This window comes from Aureispira sp. CCB-E (assembly GCF_031326345.1).
GTDB lineage: Bacteria > Bacteroidota > Bacteroidia > Chitinophagales > Saprospiraceae > Aureispira.
Genome location: NZ_CP133671.1, coordinates 2,548,726 through 2,567,829, shown reverse-complemented (window position 1 = coordinate 2,567,829; position 19,104 = coordinate 2,548,726). Strand labels below are relative to the sequence as shown.

At 36.2% G+C, this 19,104-nt stretch carries 15 protein-coding genes; 1 reads left to right on the top strand and 14 read right to left on the bottom strand.

Translation table 11 applies throughout. The features are described from left to right. Nucleotides 1-93: 93 nt before the first annotated feature. The 14 genes from nqrF to QP953_RS09730 form a co-directional block, all read right to left on the bottom strand. Nucleotides 94-1,434 carry an NADH:ubiquinone reductase (Na(+)-transporting) subunit F gene (nqrF, locus tag QP953_RS09795; protein ID WP_052598541.1) on the bottom strand — a complete coding sequence of 447 codons (1,341 nt, stop codon included), beginning with the start codon at nt 1,432-1,434 and terminating at the stop codon, nt 94-96. Nucleotides 1,435-1,493: 59 nt separating this feature from the next. Next, entirely contained in the window at nt 1,494-2,102 is a 609-nt protein-coding gene (gene nqrE, locus QP953_RS09790; RefSeq protein ID WP_052598540.1) for an NADH:ubiquinone reductase (Na(+)-transporting) subunit E, read from the bottom strand. 59 nt (nt 2,103-2,161) lie between these two features. Continuing rightward, entirely contained in the window at nt 2,162-2,815 is a 654-nt protein-coding gene (locus QP953_RS09785; RefSeq protein WP_052598539.1) for an NADH:ubiquinone reductase (Na(+)-transporting) subunit D, read from the bottom strand. 55 nt (nt 2,816-2,870) lie between these two features. Further along, the gene (gene nqrC / locus QP953_RS09780) at nt 2,871-3,623 is read right to left on the bottom strand and encodes an NADH:ubiquinone reductase (Na(+)-transporting) subunit C (protein ID WP_052598538.1); all 753 of its coding nucleotides are present in this window, start codon (nt 3,621-3,623) and stop codon (nt 2,871-2,873) included. A gap of 2 nt (nt 3,624-3,625) precedes the next feature. Continuing rightward, the gene (locus tag QP953_RS09775) at nt 3,626-4,879 is read right to left on the bottom strand and encodes an NADH:ubiquinone reductase (Na(+)-transporting) subunit B (RefSeq protein ID WP_052598537.1); all 1,254 of its coding nucleotides are present in this window, start codon (nt 4,877-4,879) and stop codon (nt 3,626-3,628) included. A gap of 65 nt (nt 4,880-4,944) precedes the next feature. Beyond that, on the bottom strand, nt 4,945-6,558 hold the full coding sequence (locus tag QP953_RS09770) for a Na(+)-translocating NADH-quinone reductase subunit A (protein WP_309554838.1): 1,614 nt from the start codon (nt 6,556-6,558) through the stop codon (nt 4,945-4,947). 166 nt (nt 6,559-6,724) lie between these two features. Next, entirely contained in the window at nt 6,725-8,869 is a 2,145-nt protein-coding gene (locus QP953_RS09765; protein ID WP_309554837.1) for a hypothetical protein, read from the bottom strand. A 310-nt stretch (nt 8,870-9,179) separates the two neighbouring features. Then, complete coding sequence (locus QP953_RS09760; protein ID WP_309554836.1) at nt 9,180-10,586, bottom strand: arginine decarboxylase; 1,407 nt, start codon at nt 10,584-10,586, stop codon at nt 9,180-9,182. Nucleotides 10,587-10,801: 215 nt separating this feature from the next. After that, nucleotides 10,802-11,770, bottom strand: coding sequence for a succinylglutamate desuccinylase/aspartoacylase family protein (locus tag QP953_RS09755; protein ID WP_052598533.1), 969 nt, complete (start codon nt 11,768-11,770; stop codon nt 10,802-10,804). 102 nt (nt 11,771-11,872) lie between these two features. Then, a complete protein-coding gene (locus QP953_RS09750; protein ID WP_309554835.1) occupies nt 11,873-12,886 on the bottom strand; it encodes a glutathione synthetase in 1,014 nt (337 codons plus the stop codon). Then, nucleotides 12,873-14,333, bottom strand: a complete 1,461-nt coding sequence (locus tag QP953_RS09745) for a hypothetical protein (RefSeq protein WP_052598531.1) — start codon at nt 14,331-14,333, stop codon at nt 12,873-12,875. Before QP953_RS09745 ends, QP953_RS09750 begins: the two co-directional genes overlap by 14 nt. Before the next feature lie 64 nt (nt 14,334-14,397). Beyond that, on the bottom strand, nt 14,398-15,261 hold the full coding sequence (locus tag QP953_RS09740) for a mechanosensitive ion channel domain-containing protein (RefSeq protein ID WP_052598530.1): 864 nt from the start codon (nt 15,259-15,261) through the stop codon (nt 14,398-14,400). A 160-nt stretch (nt 15,262-15,421) separates the two neighbouring features. After that, nucleotides 15,422-15,910 carry a hypothetical protein gene (locus QP953_RS09735; RefSeq protein ID WP_309554834.1) on the bottom strand — a complete coding sequence of 163 codons (489 nt, stop codon included), beginning with the start codon at nt 15,908-15,910 and terminating at the stop codon, nt 15,422-15,424. A gap of 123 nt (nt 15,911-16,033) precedes the next feature. Continuing rightward, nucleotides 16,034-16,522 carry a PepSY-like domain-containing protein gene (locus QP953_RS09730; RefSeq protein WP_052598528.1) on the bottom strand — a complete coding sequence of 163 codons (489 nt, stop codon included), beginning with the start codon at nt 16,520-16,522 and terminating at the stop codon, nt 16,034-16,036. A 680-nt stretch (nt 16,523-17,202) separates the two neighbouring features. Between QP953_RS09730 and QP953_RS09725 the strand changes: the two genes are divergently transcribed. Next, nucleotides 17,203-19,017, top strand: coding sequence for an ABC transporter ATP-binding protein (locus QP953_RS09725; protein WP_052598527.1), 1,815 nt, complete (start codon nt 17,203-17,205; stop codon nt 19,015-19,017). Nucleotides 19,018-19,104: the final 87 nt, after the last annotated feature.

Genomic DNA, 19,104 nt, shown 5'->3' with positions numbered 1-19,104 from the left:
ACTTCTCCCAATTCTAATATCTAAAAAATAAAAAGCACCTTCCACAAGATGTGAAAGGTGCCTATATTTGAACTATGATAATTCTAGCAAGGATTACTCACCAAAGTCATCAAATGCAATGTTTTCTTTAGGAACGCCCAATTGGTCTAGGGCTGTAAAGATAGATTGAGCCATCATTGGAGGACCACAGAAGTAGTATTCGATTTCTTCTGGCTCAGGGTGTTGATCTAAATAATGTCTCTTCAACTCAGGCATTACAAAACCAAAGAAACAGTTTCCATTTTCATCATGGATATCTTTTTTCTCTACCCAGTTAGGATCTTGTGGGTCTCTATCAATAGTAATGAAGAAAGAGAAGTTATCGAATTCTGCTTCAATTTGTCTAAAGTCATCAATGTAGAACAACTCACGAGGAGCACGGCCTCCATACCAATAACAAACTTTACGATCTCTTGTTTTTAAGGTATGGAATAGGTGGAATAAGTGCGAACGCAATGGAGCCATACCTGCACCACCTCCAATATAAACCATTTCTTTTTTGGTTGGCTTGATATGGAATTCACCATAAGGACCAGAAATAGTAACTTTATCTCCAGGTTTGCAACCAAATACATAAGAAGAACAAATTCCAGGATTTACATCCATGTATTCTTTGAATTGACGCTTACCATCTACCACATGGAAAATTGGTGGTGGTGGTGCTACACGAATGTTCAACATAATAATTTGTTGCTCTTCTGCCTCTTTAGGGTGGTTGGCCATTGAGTAAGCACGGAAGATAGGCTCCTCATTAACCATTGTAAATTGACGCATATCCAAAGCATTCCATTCTGCTTCAAACTCATCTTTGGCTTTCCCCATTCTTGGATGCGAATCAATGTTCATATCCTTATAATCTACAGTAATTGCTGGTACATCAATTTGGATGTATCCCCCAGCTTCAAAAGATACTGGCTCAGGAACTCTTACGACGAATTCTTTGATAAATGTAGCCACGTTGTAGTTTGAAATAACTTCACATTCCCATTTTTTGATACCAAAGATTTCGGCAGGAACTTCCACCTCCATGTCAGAACGAACTTTTACCTGACAAGCCAAACGCCAATGTTCAGCAGCTTCTTTACGTGTCAAGTGATTCATTTCTGTTGCTAAAGGCTCTCCACCACCAGAGATTACTTGACATTTACACATGGCACAAGTTCCACCACCACCACAAGCAGATGGCAAGAAGATATTATCTGTTGACAATGCGCCCAACAAAGTAGCACCAGGCTTAACCTCAATTTCTTTATCTCCATTGATGGACAACGTTACATCACCTTGTGGCAACAGTCGTTTTCTTGCGGCTAACAATCCTGATGATAGAACCAAAATCAATACAGAGAATACAACTATTGATATTGGTATTAAGTAAATATTAGATATTAATAACATAAGTATGATTTTTTTTACTAATCAGCTCTTAAGTCTTCTCTATAAAGAAGAAGTCATAATTAATTAAAATCGCCAGGGTTTAATCCAGCCAAGCTCATAAAGGCAATTCCCATTAGTCCTGTAATGATAAATGCAATACCCAGTCCTCTCAATGCAGGAGGAACATCAGCAGTACGCAATTTTTCACGAATAGAGGCAATTGCAACAATCGCCAAGAACCAACCAAATCCAGATCCTAAACCAAAAGAAACTGATTCAGCAAATCCATACTCTCTAGATACCATAAACAGAGAACCTCCAAGAATGGCACAGTTTACAGTAATCAGAGGAAGGAAAATTCCTAGTGAGTTATATAATGCAGGAGAGACCTTCTCAATGATCATCTCTACCAATTGCACCATAGACGCAATTACAGCAATAAACAAAATTAAGCGCAAAAAAGTCAGGTTGATTCCTTCAATGATTGCACCATCAGACAAAAGATAGGTATTGATTGCCCAGTTGATAGGCATTGTAATTCCCAATACAAAGATAACTGCTAATCCTAGACCTACAGCTGTTTTAACTGTTTTGGATACTGCCAGATAAGAACACATTCCTAAGAAATATGCCAAAATCATGTTATCAATAAAGGCCGCTTTGATAAATATATTTAATGTCTCGCCCATTTTATCGTTAGATTTATAGTAATATTATTTTTACAAGATGTTAAGTTGATTGGTATGAATTAAGATTTATCTACTAATTCAGGATCTAATGCACGTTGTATCCAGATAAAGACACCAATTACAAATAAAGAAGAAGCAGGTAAAACCATCAAGTTATTGGCAACGTACCAATCTGGTGATAGAATTTCCCATCCCATGAATGTACCTTTACCAAACAACTCACGTACTACTGCCATAGCTACCAAAATCCAACCATAGCCTAGTCCATTACCAACACCATCTAAGAATGATTGCCAAGGGTTGTTTCCCATAGCAAAGGCTTCCAAACGCCCCATTACAATACAGTTGGTGATAATAAGACCAATAAATACAGAAAGTTCTACGTACGCAGTATAAGCAAATGCTCCTAATACAATTTCTACAATTTGTACCAAACCTGCAATAACAAGTAATTGTACAATCATACGAATAGAACTAGGAATAGAATTTCTCAACAAAGAAATAATTAAACTAGAAGCAGCACATACAAAAATTAGTGCTACTGCCATAACCAAAGATTTGTAAACAGAACCTGTTACAGCCAAAGCAGAACAAATTCCCAAAACTTGGATGGTAATTGGATTATTACTGTGTAATGGATCTTTAAGAAGCTTCATTTCTTGCTTTCCAAGTAATCCTCCTTGTTTTTTTGAATCAACTATAGTATCAGCCATTGCGCTATAATTATTTATAGTTTATAATTTTTTTTATTCGATTGCGAATCGCAATTTATTTTTTATTTTTCAACTGCTCAAAGTGCGTTTCGTACTTACTCATTCCTTTTCGGAACATTTCAGTAACCCCATCACTAGTAATTGTGGCACCAGAAATACCTGTTACATAATGCTCTCCTTTTTTAGGACGCTTTAGTACCGTCAACGCTACATTCTCTCCTTCAAAAACTTTCTTCCCAATAAATTGAGCCTTGAACTTATCGCTATCCTTAATTTCGGCACCCAAACCAGGTGTTTCATTTTTGTGGTCAAAGTAAACACCAGCAATTGTATTCAAATCAGATTTAAGGGCAATGTATCCCCAGATTTTGTCCCAAAGACCATTTCCACGAATGGCAACAACGTAAGTTTTTCCTTCTGCACCATCGTACTCATAGACTGGATACAAACGGTTTTCTTCCTTTCTTTTTTCCTCATTAGCCAAGTCTAGCTCTGCTAATGCACCGTATTTTTTGGCTCCATTGGTAGCCAAGTCATTGATTTTTTCTAAATCATCGTTGGTATAAACTTTACCACTTTCTGTTACAGCATACATTTTTACTTTTCCGTAAGCATCCTGTACAACTTCTGGTTTGTCTAAATCCATAGAGTCGGGTAAACAACTCAAAATAGCTACTTTTTTAGCTTCCGCTTTATTAGCTTCAAAAATTGGATTGAGACTAGTATACAAAAGCGATAAGATTAAAGCGGTTACGGATGTAATCATAAATACATACGCGTAAACATTCATTTCTTTTTTCTCTCCCATTTTTATTCAGCTTTAGCTCTTTTTAAACGTCTATTAATATTTGCATCTACTACATAGAAATCAATTGTTGGCGCAAATACGTTCATCAACAAGATTGCCAACATCCATCCTTCTGCGTAAGCAGGATTCATCACACGAATAACCATTCCGAAGAAACCAATCAAGAATCCGTAAATCCATTTTCCTGTATTGGTTCCACAAGCAGTAACAGGATCGGTTGCCATAAATGCCAAAGCAAACATCAAACCTCCCATCAAGAAGTGGTTATACCAAGGTACATCCATATAAGCATTGAAGCCCCATACATTAAACAACATACCTGTTACAGCAACTCCCAATGCCATTGAGAACATAATTCTCCAACTAGCAACACGAGTTACCAACAAGATAGCAATACCTAGAATAATGGCTAATTTTGAAGTTTCACCAACACAACCAGGAATTCCTCCAACAAACATTGCTGTAGAAGAATACACTTCTGTAACGGCTTCCCATCCACCTGTTCTAGCCAATACCAATGGTGTTGCACCAGTAAAAGACTCTAACAAAGGTTGTCCATTAATAAAAGTACTCCATCCCAAACTCTCAAACAAACCATTAAACATAGTATGCAAGAAGCTATAGTCTGTTACTCCATTATTAAAATCAATTGCAGATACCCATGGAGCATCTCCAGAAATTTCAGTAGGATAAGCAAAGAAAATAAAGGCACGTGCCATCAAGGCTATATTAACCACGTTCATTCCTGTTCCTCCAAAAGCCTCTTTTGCCAACAATACAGCAAAAATAATAGACAGTGTCAACATCCACAACGGAACATCTGGTGGCATAATCAAAGGAATCAAGGCACCTGTTACCAAATACCCCTCCTCTATCGGATGCCCTTTTTGTGACGCAAAGTAAAACTCAATAGCCAAACCTACTAAGTTAGATACAATAAACAAAGGCAAAATAGACATCAAACCAATGACTAATTTTAGATGGACTGCATCCAAAACACCTGTGTGTTCGCCTAGTGCTAAAAAATGTTGGTGGCCAATATTGTATGACCCGATTAGATAACAAGCTTGTAATGCAATTACAACATGTATCATCAAACGTTTCAGGTCCATTGGACCCTTAATATGAGTACCAGTGTGGTTTACCTCATTCGGCTTAAAAAAGAGCGTAAATACACCGTCGTAAAGACCGTGAGCAAATTTTTTATCTTTGCTAGGCTCTATCTTTTTCCAAAATTCTACATCAAAAAGTCCCATAAGGTTACTTTATTATTAGTATTCGTTTCTATTATTAATTTTATTTTTATCTCAGCAGCAAGTAACTATCCCTGCTCTCTTAACATATCCAATCCTTGACGAAGTGTTTTTTGAACAGGATGCTTAGAAGTACATACATACTCACACAAAGCCACATCTTCTTCACCCAATTCTAAGATTCCCAAACCTTCCATTCTTTCAAAGTCATTGGCTTGAACAGCTCTTAGCAAATATTGTAGGTAGATATCCATTGGCAAAACACTTTCGTATTCTCCAGAAACCACAAATGCTCTGTGCTCTCCATTTTGTTGAGTATCCGCTTTGTAGACAGAGCTAGGTACAAAAGCACCTGGGAAAGTACGATTCTGTGTTGGGTGTCCTGTTCTTGGCAACAACCAACCAAATAATTCGTAGTAATCTCCCTCTTCAATGGTCATTATTTGGTCGTCAAAGAAGCCCAAATAACCATTTGGAGTAATTTCTTTTCCAGTCAATGGATCTCCAGAAATTAAACGAACTGCTTTTCTAGTTCCACTTACTGGTTTTCCTTCTTTATCTGTTGTTGCTATTTGTTCTTCAAATTTAACCTCTGCAACTAATTTTTCAATACAAAGTCCTTGGTGTGCTCTGATATAACGAGGATTTGGCATTTCATATCCTGTCAACGCAATGACACGTTCTGTATCAAAAATACCTTTATTAAATAAAGTACCAATCACTAATACTCCATGTACGTCCAAGTGCCACACTGTTTCACCTGTATTTAGTGGATCGATGTGATGAATGTGTACCCCTACATTTCCTGCTGGGTGAGGACCATTGAACCAGTGTTTTTCAACACCCGTAGCATCAGTAAATGCTTTTGAAGGGTTTTGGTTTCCTCTACCGTCCAATCCTAAGTGCAAAGCTCCATCTGTCAATTTTGCCAATACATCCAAACCTTTTTGGAAGTCAGCTTCTTTCCCTTGAACAGTTAGGTTGAAACTTGGTGCCAATGGTGCCGTGTCAAATGTTGTTACAAAGATAGACTTAGGCGTTTTTTCGTGCTCTGCCACAATATCAAATGGACGCTGACGAATAAAAGGCCAAGCTCCAGAATCTAACAAGAAAGCCACTAATTCTTCACGGCTTACAGTATTCAAATCTGGAAGATTGTACGAACGGTATTCAATCTCTTTATCTGCCAAAATAACCACCTCATTAATCGAACGCTTTTCTCCTCTTTGGATTTTTAGCATTTCTCCACTAACAGGTGCTGCATATTTAATTTCTGGGCGTTTTTTATCATAAAAAAGAACGTCTCCAGCTTTTAGAGCGCCTCCTTCTTCTACAACCACTTTAGGAATTGGCATCATGCCCATAAAATCCTTTGGTTTTAGCGCATAAGTTGAGGAGTGTACGGATTCAATTCCATGCTCCAATGATGCTTCTCCTAAAAGGTTAATATCAAAACCCTTTTTTAAATCAATAAAATGATCGTTGTGAGAAACATAATCAGGGGAACCTTCACCTCGTTTAAGCATACTTGGCAAGTCATTTGGTAAGACGCCGTAGTTCTCTGGATTTTCACCGTGATGTTTTGCTGCGATTTTCACCAAACCTTCTGATACTGTTGCCATTACAACAATAAACATCAAAATGAAAATTATACCAAAGATAAGACCTGTTGAGAGTGTCATATAGCTTGTATATAAATTAATATAATGTAAATAAATGATTAAATTCTGACAATAGATATCAGACGTGCTGCAAATATAAAATTTCGTTTCGTTTTCCTGTATCTATTTTAGCGTTTTGTTAACACCTATCTCTATTTAGAATAAATCTAAACAAAGGCTCGAAAACCTATTTTTGCCCTTGTCTAATGACTTTTGCATGCTTCCCCATTTGAAGCATATCCTCATCTATAATTAGTTTTGCATTTGGTTTAACTACAATTTGAGCCTGCTGACCTAAAACGACCTTTCCTCCCTCCTCTACAATCAACGTAGTTGCATCTTCGAGAATTAGTTTTGAGCGTTTATTCAAATACAATGTGGCTCCTTTTTTTACTGTAAAAACCGTCGGATGAATAAAGTCACCTGCTGTTGTTTGAACATGTGTGTTGACAGTACCACTTTTATTCAACACCAACTGCACACAATTGGCGAGTTCCAAGTCTGGGCGTTCATCTTTGGTTATATCAGGCAATTCTATATTTCCAGTCCAACGCTTATTCTGGCATAACTTAACTTCTTCAAATCGTACCTCTACCTGCATATCAGAACTATTTTCTATTGCAGAAAACTTTAACGCTAAACCATTCAAAATGTAAGGGGCTAATTTGTTCTTTTTAAGGTCATAACGAGGATAATTCAAAGGCATTGGATTAGAATTCAAATCCAGATAGTCCCCATCTTTAAAGGCAACAGGACCTATATAACCTTCCGACTTCTTGGCATCGTACACTCCAAAACAACCATACAAATTAACAAAAGAGTCAGGACTAATTTCCTCTCTAAAAATAGGGGCATACCATTCTGTTTTACTAGAGTTGTAATTGGGATCAATCTTAATAACGCCATCTTTGTTGTTATCATAAGGATAACGATACAAATTGTTTGTTCCAGATATAGGATTTTCTTCCAATCTCCGAAAGCTTTTCATCACATTTCCCCAATTATTTCTTTGGTCTGGTATATCTTCGTACATGTAGTAGTCGTAATTTCCTCCAGCATGCAGTACTTTAATTCCATTGGCTCGATCCGACAAAGCCGAAAAGATCGTATTTCGGCTGCTTTCAATCCCTTCTACATAAGCATAAATTCCTGCTGCAGAACGAGCAACCGTGTCGCCTTTGCCCAATACTTTGCCACTCCATGGATGTTCATCCAATTCGTGCAACTTAGCATGGTTCTCTAGCCAAAGATATTGCCCACCCGAAAAAGGTATTTTGATTCGCATAGCATCACCTGTTGTAAAAAAATCTCTCAAGACAAAAATAGGCTGTTCTTCCACATCTTTTGTCTTCTGTATGTCTGCTACCAAATCAATAAATCCAACATACCAACGTTCCCAAGCATTAAACCCAGAAAAGATACTATTCGGCGCCATAACCCCCCAACCAGCACTCAGCAGATAAAAATAATTCCCAACAACATTATTAACTCCCATTATATGAGGTGCATTAAACAAAACATGAGCAACTTCGTGTATAAAAACTCCAGAATTATACGTCATCGTGAATCCTTCTGCTATCCGATAGCCATTCACTGTATTTTGGGGCAAGACACCTGTAGATGCAAAACCACCTCCTGAACCAACCCATCCTCGCATTCCTGGCTTGGGTTCTTGATTCCAACCTTTATTGTAGCGATGAACAAATACGACAAAATCTATAATTTTATCTGGTTTATATTGTGTGGTATCCGAATTATCAAATTTAAAATTAGGCAAGTTTCTACGCTGATCAAAACGGGAATAATCCATTTTAGGATTTATCTTTTGCATTGCCTCTACAGCACGTCCATTAAGGTGCGTCCACGAATAACCTCCAGCTGGATCAATTTCTACCACTGTGGGTTTTCCTTCTGCATTTGTAAATACCTCCCCTATCATTTTGAATTTTCCATTAGACATTAAGGCAAATTCCTTTGAAAAATTATTTGCCACCAAATCCATTTCTTGTTCAAAATCGGAAGCAGAATTAAAAATGTAATTGGGGCAAGCTCCTGTTTTCGGATTAACAAAATCGGGTAGTTTATTATTTTCGCTATAATTCCAACGAGGTAGTGGATTTTTTTGATTTTCAAAGGCAGGATTTGCGGTATTATTATCTTTATAAGTAACAAAAACTAGCAGTACTCGCAAGGTTCCTTTGGGGGTAAATACGCCTCCATAAGGTGCATAAGGGATTTTAGGAGGTGTGGCTTTTTCTTGGGCTGTTACAATCGGGACTAAGCCCAGTAACAATAGCCAATAAATCCCTATTTTTGTTAGTAGTATTTTCACTGGTCTCCTTTTTATTTAAATTAAAAAAAAAAGGCCAAGTTGCAGGAGCAACTTGACCAGAAAACTAAACCCTAAAACCCATGATAGGCTCAAGATATAAAATATTTTACACTTCCAAGCCAATTGGGTGATTTTATGAAAAAAATCTTCTATTCTTAACAAATTAAATATTTCATAAACTGTTTTATTTTAACTATATTTCTCACTACCAATGCATTAAACAATTAACTTATTCTAGTAAATTTTACCATTACCAAACACGACAGAATAAGCCATACGAATCTCAATTAACACTAGTCTTGTGCTACACTCAATAGCCCAAAATCTTAAACATTTCTTGAACAGATTGCTCCTCTCGATAAACATAATCTATGAAGTTTCCTTTCTCATCCCGATCAATAATTACTTGTTTGGGCGAAGGAATTAAGCAATGTTTGATGCCTCCGTATCCACTAATCGCATCTTGATAAGCTCCCGTATGAAAAAAGCCTAAATACAATGGCTCCCTATCATCTTTGGGATATTTGGGCAAAAGGATTTCTTGATTAAAATCTTCGGAATTGTAGTAATCTGAGTGATCGCAACTAATACCTCCTATATTGACTCGCTGATAGTTGTTTGACCATTTGTTGATTGGCAGCAGAATAAATTTTTCGTGAATAGACCAAGCATCAGGAATCGTATTCATCAAGCTATTATTAATAATATACCAAGCTTCTGTATCGTTCTGCTGTTTTTGTTCTAAAACCTCAAAAATAATCGCTCCTGACTCTCCTACCGTATACTTTCCAAACTCTGTAAAAATATTAGGTTCTTCTATCCCTTCTTGGGCGCAAGCTTCTTTGATATTGCTCACTATTTCATTGATCATATATTCGTAATCATACTCAAACCCTAAGTGATTTCGAATTGGGAAGCCACCACCTAAATTAAAAGAAGACAATTTGGGCGCATCTTTTTTCATCTCAATGTACAGACTCAAGGCACGTTGAAATTCTCCCCAATAATACAAAGTATCTTTGATTCCCGAATCGACAAAAAAGTGCAACATTTTTAACTCAAATTTGTCATTATCTTTGATTCGATTGTGAAAAAAGTCCAACATCTCTTTTTGTGGAATACCTAATCGAGACGTATAATAAGCCGATTGAGCTTCCTCATTGATTGCCATTCGAACGCCAATCTTAATTTTTTTGGTATTCTCCTTACTAATCGCTTCGATTCGTGTCAGCTCATCGGTACTATCCAAAATGATAACAGAGTTTTCGAATCCCATTTCATTTAGCTCTAGGATTTTTCGTAGATATTCATCTGTTTTATAACCATTGTGAAGAATGATGCACTTTTTGTTGAGTTTTTTCTCTTTGTATAATTTCAGAATTAAATCAATATCAAAAGAAGAAGAAGTTTCCAAATTGACCTTATGCTTTAAAGCCTCACTAACAACGTGATAAAAGTGATTACACTTAGTACAGTAACAAAAGTGGTAATTCCCTTGGTATTTGTTCTTTTTAATGGCTCGTTTAAATAGATTTCGAGCTTTTTTTATCTGGTCCCCGATTTTGGGCAGGTATATAAATTTAAAGGGTGTGCCGTATTTTTCAATCAAATATTTGAGAGACACCCCATGAAAAGTCAAATATTCATTGTTCAAATCAAAGCCCTCTTGAGGAAAATAATAGCTTTGTTCTATTAAGTCTGTATACGTGTTCTTCATTTATCTATTTAGAGCATTCTTTTCTTGCTTAAGGCAAGAATAGCTATATCCAATAATCCATTTTTCCACCCTATTCAAACATTTGAATTTGGCAGAGCGAAATTCGTCATTTTAATTCAGCAATCAAAACTTTTTTTTAGAATACAGGTATAAAATTTATCAACCCAGTTAAGTTTATTGATACACTTAACTGGGTTATTTGTTTCTTTTTGAGATTATGTATTTTTCCTAACGATGCCCAAGTGTAAAATACGTCCTCCAGTTTGATTCACAGGACTAACACTTTTTCCGATTACAACACCATCTTCTGGCGCAAAATACTCTTTTACCAAATTGCCAAACACATCTCGCATCGAAGCAATCAATGTTCCCTCCTCTACTCTTTCCATCAAATCTACATGCACTTGCAGCAAGCCCCCTATATCAGTATAAATCCAATAAGATCGCTGACATACTACAGTTGGAATTTCAGGCATTATTGCTTCGTCGTCTGTCATTTCTAAATAAGACAACACATTGTGTACTCCAATAATTCCAGACTTAATCATCTTACGTTGAAACGTATTGGGATTCCCCACTTCCAGTGTAATAGCAGGAATATCAATTTCATCTGCTGCCCCTCTCAATGTACCATCTGAAGGAGGATTATGCACAATCAACTGCGCTCCTTGAAGCATCGCTAATTTTCTAGTAACAGGATGTTTCATATCTGCTCTAACATAGTAAGAGTTGATTCGCCCTAAACTAGCAGTGTGCAAATCCAACAAATAATCGAAATGCTTGACTAGCTTATGAAAGAAACGGTAAGCATATACTTGACTCACGTTTCCATCTGCTTTGCCTGGCATAATATGATTGAGATCGACTCCATCATTAAAACGCCTTTTTTTGCGTACAAATGAAGGAATATTAACAACAGGAACTCCCACTATTGTTCCTTTTAAATCCTCTACCTCTATTTCTGAAAACAAACGCTGAATCACAGGAATGCCATTCAATTCATTGCCATGAACGGCTGCTGTGAGTCCTAAGATCGGAAAATCTTGACTACCTCTTGCTACCATAATCGGCACACGCATAGGATTGTTCATGCCATCCGTAATTAAATCGACCCAATAGTGTCGAATAGATTTAGGGGGGGTATCAGACAAATTAAATTGCTGAATTACCTTAGGTTCTTCCATTAACTATAAATTCTTAATTTAGTAAAATTAATACGCTGTAGATTACTTCATGAGCACTTTGCTTTTAGTTAGCTGCGCTGCTACTGCGTGTTTGCAACGAACTTAAGCCCTAGGTTGTTGACTATTGACATAAGCTATTATATTATTAATTGCCTTTTTAACGACAGGAGTCCCTGTTTGCTCTGCTGCTTGTGGGAAACCGCCTATACTCAACGTATTTACTTCCGACAAGATCCGTTTTCCATCATCTCCCACCAAGGTATCTGCACCAAACATTACAATTCCCTCTTTTAATAGCGTAGGAGTTATCTGTTCAATAATTTCCACTTCTTCTGGGCTAACAGTAGAAGGCACCGAAGTTCCTCCCTGTGCAACATTACACAACCAAGAATCTGGTGCAGGCAAGCGCAAAGAACTCGCTAGAATCTCACCATTTACAACCAAAATGCGCTTGTCACCTTCCGATACATTCTTCAAGAATTTCATTGCCAAATATCCATTGGTTTCCAATTCTTGTTTGATTTCCATCAAATACTCTTTGATAGGTTGAGGACGACCATCTCCTGCAAAAACATAATGGTCTTGCACTTTTACCACCCCTTTTCCTCCATATTCTCGCAATGGCTTCAGCACAATAGGATATTTGGAAGCAAAGTTGAGCACATCTATGACAGATCGGCAAAACTTCATTGGCGGGCATACCGATGGGAAGTTCAATAAAAACTCCTTGGTACTTGTTTTGACAATACCTTTGGGGTTATTGACAAATACTTGCTTTGGTGCTATGCTTACCAAATGCTCCAAAAACTCATCCGTAGCAGGTCTTGGCAAGCGCATAAAAACAACATCGACCGATTGAATGTCTATTGTCGTAGTGTCTTCTAAGAACTGAGCTCCATCGCTTTGAAAAGCAAAAGAAGAAGTCGCCAGAGTAGCTTCTACTTCAGACGATGTTCTGTCTTCAAAAAAACACTTATTTTTAGCATTGCCTCGACTGGCAACATATACTTGCCCTGATTGTTCATGTCTAGCAAGTTCAGCTACCAATGCATACAAAGAATTTTGATCGCTGTGCTTTGTATGTTCTGTTAACACCAAAAAATTATACTTTTTCATTTCCTTCTAATATTTCATTCAACAAAGTGGCATCGTCATTTAAAGATTTGAACAAACGCATTCTAAATTTACCTTTGCTATTATATAGCTTAATACACATTTTATCAATAGCCACCATAGATAGTACCGTCTGAATATAACATTCTATCAAATCATCTAAACCTATTCCTAATTTATTAAAGTCTCGACGATCCATTAACATCAAGCGATTGGTATCACTTGACCAAACATTAGTTCCTTCTTTTACAGATAAATTGGTACCTAGCATATCCCAAGATTCAGCACCTTCTTTGAGGTGATCTACCAACGGTTTTGCTGCTCTTCGAGAGTAAACACACAAAGGGCGAATACCATCTACAGTACTGCTTGCCATCATTCGAATATCCGTGACAAAAGTTTCGCCTTTTTGATTGGGAATTGTCCCTACATGATAAAACTTTCCTTTATTACCTGTCGAACTCCAATTATAATTCCCTATTAGACTTTGAACAATAAAACGTTCATAATCAAACTCCATTTCCATAAAAGCATCCAACTCCTCTTCACTCGTAATCGTGAAGACACCTTGCCCAGCGTTGCTATAAGGAATTTTAATAACCGCATGCCCTCCCATTTTGGTTACCCATAATGGAATTTCAGCTTTGTTCACATCCCATATTGTTTCTGGAATATTAATTTGCAAACCATAAGGCTCTAATTGTGCATTGTACAAATCATAAGCTTTGGCAGCAACCATTTTGTTACGACCTCCCGCCAAACAAGCAGCAATTGGATTTAAAATCTTAGTTTTAGAATGTAACGGAAACCTCGTCCAAGGACGTTGAGTTACATAGCGAAAAACAGCTCTTAATGGATGCCAAGTACCATCTTCTGTTTGAAAATGCATTTGATCATCCTCTACTTTTATATGCTTGTTGTCTTCTCCATAGAAGTAAGGTACCAAAAAGCACTCTTCTCCCATTACATCAGAGATAACATGTCCATAACCAGATACCTCCATGAAGTTTTTATCATATAGGACAGCTAGTTTCCCCTCTACCTTTGCTTTCCCTTTTTTATTTCTAATATAAGGCTTAAATGTTCGCTCTACCAACAAACGGTACGAACCATCTTCCTTGTTATCATCCAACAATGGCATTGATTTTTGCCCTGATGGACTTGAATTATTTTCAATCACAACCATTCTTTTAAAACCATTCGCAGAAGTAGCATTAATTAAATCTGCCCCACACCACAAAAAATGCTTGCATTTGTATGTTAAAATTTCTGATAGCTTTTCTCGATTCACTTTGGGATGCAAATGGCAATAACGATTGATAATTCGCTTAGTATCTAGGTTCAAAAAAAAGCTAACCATTGGATGAATGGTCGCATTTAAAGCCTTTGGATACCAATGATTTTCTCCTTCAAAAGTGCCTGGTTGAATAACTTGGATTTTTCTGTTCATGATTGTTTTTTTTCCAAAAATGGAATTGTGTGTTCGCTAAATATATATGTCTGTCAATGTCTCTTTACAGAGAAGAATCAACTTTTTTGATAATTTGTACTACTCTCCGAATTACTTTCTTTCGAATATCTTTTTCTTTCTCTCGGTCGGGTATATCTAAAATATATTGAAACTTAAATTCTACATAGTCTTTTTTAATTCCCACTGCTTTTAGGTTGTAAGAATCACTTTGAATAATAGGGTCAAATTCGTTTAAAGTAGCAATTAAATCTGCTTCTAACTGACTCACTGTAGCAATTGCGTCTAAACTTATTTCAAACTCTATACTGGTCTTTTTTATAGCTCTTTTGGTATAATTAATAACATCCAAAGCATATACCATATTATTCGGAATAATAACCACATCATCATCGTCCGTCAACAAACTAAACATGGTAATCGACATATCTATTACCTTCCCTTTGTTGCCCCCTACCTTGATATAATCTCCAAGATTCACATCATTCGAAAAGGCAATCAGCATTCCTCCTATGACATTGGAAATATAGTCCTTCGAAATAATAGCAATAGCGGCTGCTATGATACTCAACGAAGCAAAAAAAGCTTTCACATCAATTCCCATCAAGGCAAGCCCTGTTAGGACAGTTACCACTCCGACAACCAAAGCATGAATATTGTTCACCCCCAAAATGATATTGTCAGATCTTTCTTGAGGGATTTTCTTGCTTTTTCGATACCAAAAGAAAATAGCTCCTTTGGCAAAACTAAGTATCAAAAGAAAATAAACATAATTTAACAAAACATCCACAAAAGCAACATCTATTTCTTTTACCCATTCTATCTGATTGTTGTTTAACAGATGGATTTTGTAACGCTTAAAAATCATAATCGTTACAATGGCTAAGGCTTGTATAAATGTTTTTTTCATCTAGCTTTTGTTATTAATACTTGGCGAATTTCCTTCCAGAAGATTCAAATAATCAATGGCGTAACGCTCATGAAACAAAATGTACAAAATCAATACTACGCAGTAGGAATATAGTTCATCGACAACCACCTTAAGCATTAAATTCTATGAAATATTAATCTCACACAATAGGATAATACTCCGTACATCCATTCTCTACCATAAAGGTTGTGCTTAAATATTTTCGATTCAAATAATGAATAAAATCGCGATTCATATTTTTTAACAGCTTCGTCCAACAAACGGCATAACGCTCGTAGTAAAGCCCTGCTAAATTACCCTCTAGCAAAATAGTACTAATTAATAATTGTTCCTTATTTTTTCCTTTAATTGTTATGTTCCACGTCAAATTTAAATCTCCATTCCCTAAAGGTCTACTTGTTATAACAACATCTTCTGACAGACTGTTTATAGACAAGGTCCATACAGTACGTATATCTTTGAATAATTCTGTACTAAACCGAAGTTTCAACGAATCATCTTTAGGGTTGGTCTCAACAAGGCACAAAGGATTCCATAATTTCCAGTTCCACCATTCCGTTAGCTCCCTCTTTGCTACTGAGACATCTACATAAAATTCTTTAAAGGTGCAAATTGGATAGTATTTCATTCTAAAATTCGGATTAAAAAAAATAAAAAATCGGAATAAAACAAAATTGCTTTATTCCGAAATAAGTTCATTACACGATCAGTTACTCTATATTGTTCTAATATTTACATAGCAGTAATAACATCAATCCTCATCTTCAAATATTTCAATTTCTTCTTCAAGCGCTACTTTTGATAGCAATTTGCCATTCTTATCAAACAACAATTGTAGCATTTCTTCTGAATACTCAATCTCAACTTGATACTCTACTTTGTCTGGATATGAAGCTTCTGTAATCAACAGAATGGCATAATTTTCTCCATAAATTTCGCTCAAACTAGTCGCAATAGGCGTTGGCAACTTATCTTCTTCCAACTCTTTTTGAGTTTTCAACCATTTGCCTTCTTCATTATAATAAAGTTGCAGAAAAACCAATTTCGTTTCATCGTAGAAACTGGCAATATATTGCTCTTTTTCCAATGTCCAATCGACTTGCTCAACCTTGCCATTTTTGTTAAAAGTAGCCAGCACTTTTTTAGGAACATCTACCACATCAATAGAAGTAGCCATCTGTCCATTCCCTTGCCCTACACTTAACATAAGCGTAGCAGCGACCATTACCAAGTATTTCATAGTACTTAGATTTTAAGTTTAAAATTAAAAAGAAAAAGGATAAAAGCGTTGAGGGGAGAACTGTTTCTAAAAGTTATTTTTATTAATGAATTACCAACAACTTTTACATAAAACTCAACGCATAGGATAATTAAATTAATTTAATAAAATTACACTGAACACGATCAGAATATGCCCATAAACGATAATTGTTTTCATAAAGTTGCTTTTTCGTCTACTTTTTTTTTATTTTTTTTGAACAGTATACTTATAATCATTTAAAGAGAACAAGACCAACACATAAAACACTGATAACTAAAATATTAAAATCAAATCAATTAATTCCTCATCTTACAACAACTAATACTCCGTTGATTTTTTAGTTTTCCTACGAAAAACGTAAAAAAGCATCTTGCATTAGTTTGATTATCAGTCTTTTAGTGCAAAGGTTAGCAAAAGTACATCTTACTGATAATCAAACTAATACGATTTTTCAACGGAGTAATGAACAACAAATCCACTAAGTTGATTGGGCTTTCAAAAAAGTACCGAAATAAGTACCGAATCAAAAAATCCAGACCGTATTCTCTCTAACCAACCAAAAAATAACGTTCTTTGGCTTAGTACATTCTCAAATATTCTATTTCGATAGAATAGCACCACAAATTATAGCGTATTACTTTTCTAATAAACCAAAATGAATGCAGCATTTTCTCAAGACATTACACTATCTACAATTTTATAAATCTTATGCGGCTCTAAATGTGCTCTTTAATATTCTTGCCGCCTTATTTACCATTGCTTCTTTTTTGGTTCTAAAGCCATTTTTAGACATTTTATTTGCAACAGAAGCCATAACACATAGTGCTGTAACGGAACAAGGTTTTATTGCTGGCTGGAAACAGTATTTTAATACTAGTTTGAATCAGTACATCATTGAAAACGGCAAAGAAGCGGGATTGATTTTAGTTTCTGCTATTGTAGTGGGTACTTTTTTGTTCAAAAATTTATTTCGATACTTGGCACTGTACGTCATGACACCGGTTCGATATGGCATTGAAAAAAGAATTCGAAAAGCGGTTTTTGAAAAACTCTTGTACTTGCCACTTTCCTATTTTTCAGAAGAACGCAAAGGGGACTTAATGTCAAGGATAACCATTGATGTGCAGGAAATTCAATGGTCTGTCTTGCAATCTGTAGAAACAGTTGTTCGTTCTCCCATCATGATTATAGGCTCTTTGCTTGTCATGCTTTATATTAGCCCCTTATTAACTGGATTTTCATTTATTTTAATCTTATTTGTGGGTTTGATTATAGGAGGGATTGCTCGGACATTAAAACGAAAATCTACTGCTGCCCAAGAATCTCAAGGTCGTTTACTTTCTATTTTGGACGAGGCACTAGGAGGACTTAGAATTGTGCGCGCTTTTAACGCAGAAAGGTATCAAGAAAATAACTTTGAAACAGAAAATCATCATTATGAACAAACGATGGTACGCATTATGCGCCGCAAAGATTTATCCTCTCCCCTAACTGAATTTTTAGGCGTTTCGGTTGTTGTCGTACTTTTAATGTTTGGCGGTTCTCTAGTTTTTCAAGGTACCTTTGAAGCCTCTACATTTGTGGTGTTCATTAGTATGTTTTACAATATTATTGATCCTGCAAAATCATTTTCTAGTGCCTATTATGCCATTCAAAAAGGAAGCGCAGCAATTGAGCGTATCAACGACATTTTGAACGCGCCTATTGGTATTGATGATTTGCCCAATGCTCAAAACATACAAAATTTCTCCAAAGAAATCAGCTTTAAAAATGTCCATTTTCAGTACAACCAAGAGCGAACAATCCTACACGATATTAACTTAACTATTCCCAAAGGCAGCTCGATTGCCTTAGTTGGAGCTTCTGGCGCTGGAAAATCAACCTTAATTGACTTAATTCCTCGTTTTTATGATTTAACAGAAGGTGAAATTTTGTTGGATGGTATTAATATCAAAAACTACCAACTCAAAGCGCTTCGAGGATTGATGAGTATGGTTTCTCAAGAAGCAATTCTTTTTAATGATACCATTTATAATAATATTGTATTTGGCTTAGAAAATGTTCGAAAAGAAGAAGTTGAAGCGGCTGCCAAAATTGCCAATGCCCACGAATTTATTGTTCAAATGGAACAAGGGTATCAAACCTCTATTGGAGATCGAGGCAATAAACTAAGTGGAGGACAACGACAGCGCATTACGATTGCAAGGGCCATTCTCAGAAATCCACCAATCCTCATTTTAGACGAAGCAACATCTGCCCTAGATTCTGCTTCCGAACGATTGGTTCAAGAAGCATTGCTTCGAGTGATGCAAAATCGAACTTCGATTGTCATTGCACATCGCCTTTCGACCATCCAACATGTAGACAAAATTGTAGTGTTGCAAGAAGGAAAAATTGTTGAACAGGGCACTCATCAGGAATTGTTGGCAGCCAAAGGCATTTATCAACGGTTGGTGCAACTGCAAATGATGTAGTTTTTATTCCCCAAAGCACCAAAAACGATCATAAATACATCTTTATTAGTAACATTTTAGAGAACGACACTCATCTTAATCATAATA

Coding starts and splice junctions, on each gene's coding strand:
- nqrE (WP_052598540.1), bottom strand. CDS start 2,102: ATGGGCGAGACATTAAATATATTTATCAAAGCGGCCTTTATTGATAAC.
- QP953_RS09775 (WP_052598537.1), bottom strand. CDS start 4,879: ATGGGACTTTTTGATGTAGAATTTTGGAAAAAGATAGAGCCTAGCAAA.
- QP953_RS09725 (WP_052598527.1), top strand. CDS start 17,203: ATGCAGCATTTTCTCAAGACATTACACTATCTACAATTTTATAAATCT.
- QP953_RS09755 (WP_052598533.1), bottom strand. CDS start 11,770: ATGGAAGAACCTAAGGTAATTCAGCAATTTAATTTGTCTGATACCCCC.
- nqrF (WP_052598541.1), bottom strand. CDS start 1,434: ATGTTATTAATATCTAATATTTACTTAATACCAATATCAATAGTTGTA.
- nqrC (WP_052598538.1), bottom strand. CDS start 3,623: ATGGGAGAGAAAAAAGAAATGAATGTTTACGCGTATGTATTTATGATT.
- QP953_RS09770 (WP_309554838.1), bottom strand. CDS start 6,558: ATGACACTCTCAACAGGTCTTATCTTTGGTATAATTTTCATTTTGATG.
- QP953_RS09740 (WP_052598530.1), bottom strand. CDS start 15,261: ATGAAAAAAACATTTATACAAGCCTTAGCCATTGTAACGATTATGATT.
- QP953_RS09785 (WP_052598539.1), bottom strand. CDS start 2,815: ATGGCTGATACTATAGTTGATTCAAAAAAACAAGGAGGATTACTTGGA.
- QP953_RS09730 (WP_052598528.1), bottom strand. CDS start 16,522: ATGAAATACTTGGTAATGGTCGCTGCTACGCTTATGTTAAGTGTAGGG.
- QP953_RS09745 (WP_052598531.1), bottom strand. CDS start 14,333: ATGAACAGAAAAATCCAAGTTATTCAACCAGGCACTTTTGAAGGAGAA.
- QP953_RS09750 (WP_309554835.1), bottom strand. CDS start 12,886: ATGAAAAAGTATAATTTTTTGGTGTTAACAGAACATACAAAGCACAGC.
- QP953_RS09760 (WP_309554836.1), bottom strand. CDS start 10,586: ATGAAGAACACGTATACAGACTTAATAGAACAAAGCTATTATTTTCCT.
- QP953_RS09735 (WP_309554834.1), bottom strand. CDS start 15,910: ATGAAATACTATCCAATTTGCACCTTTAAAGAATTTTATGTAGATGTC.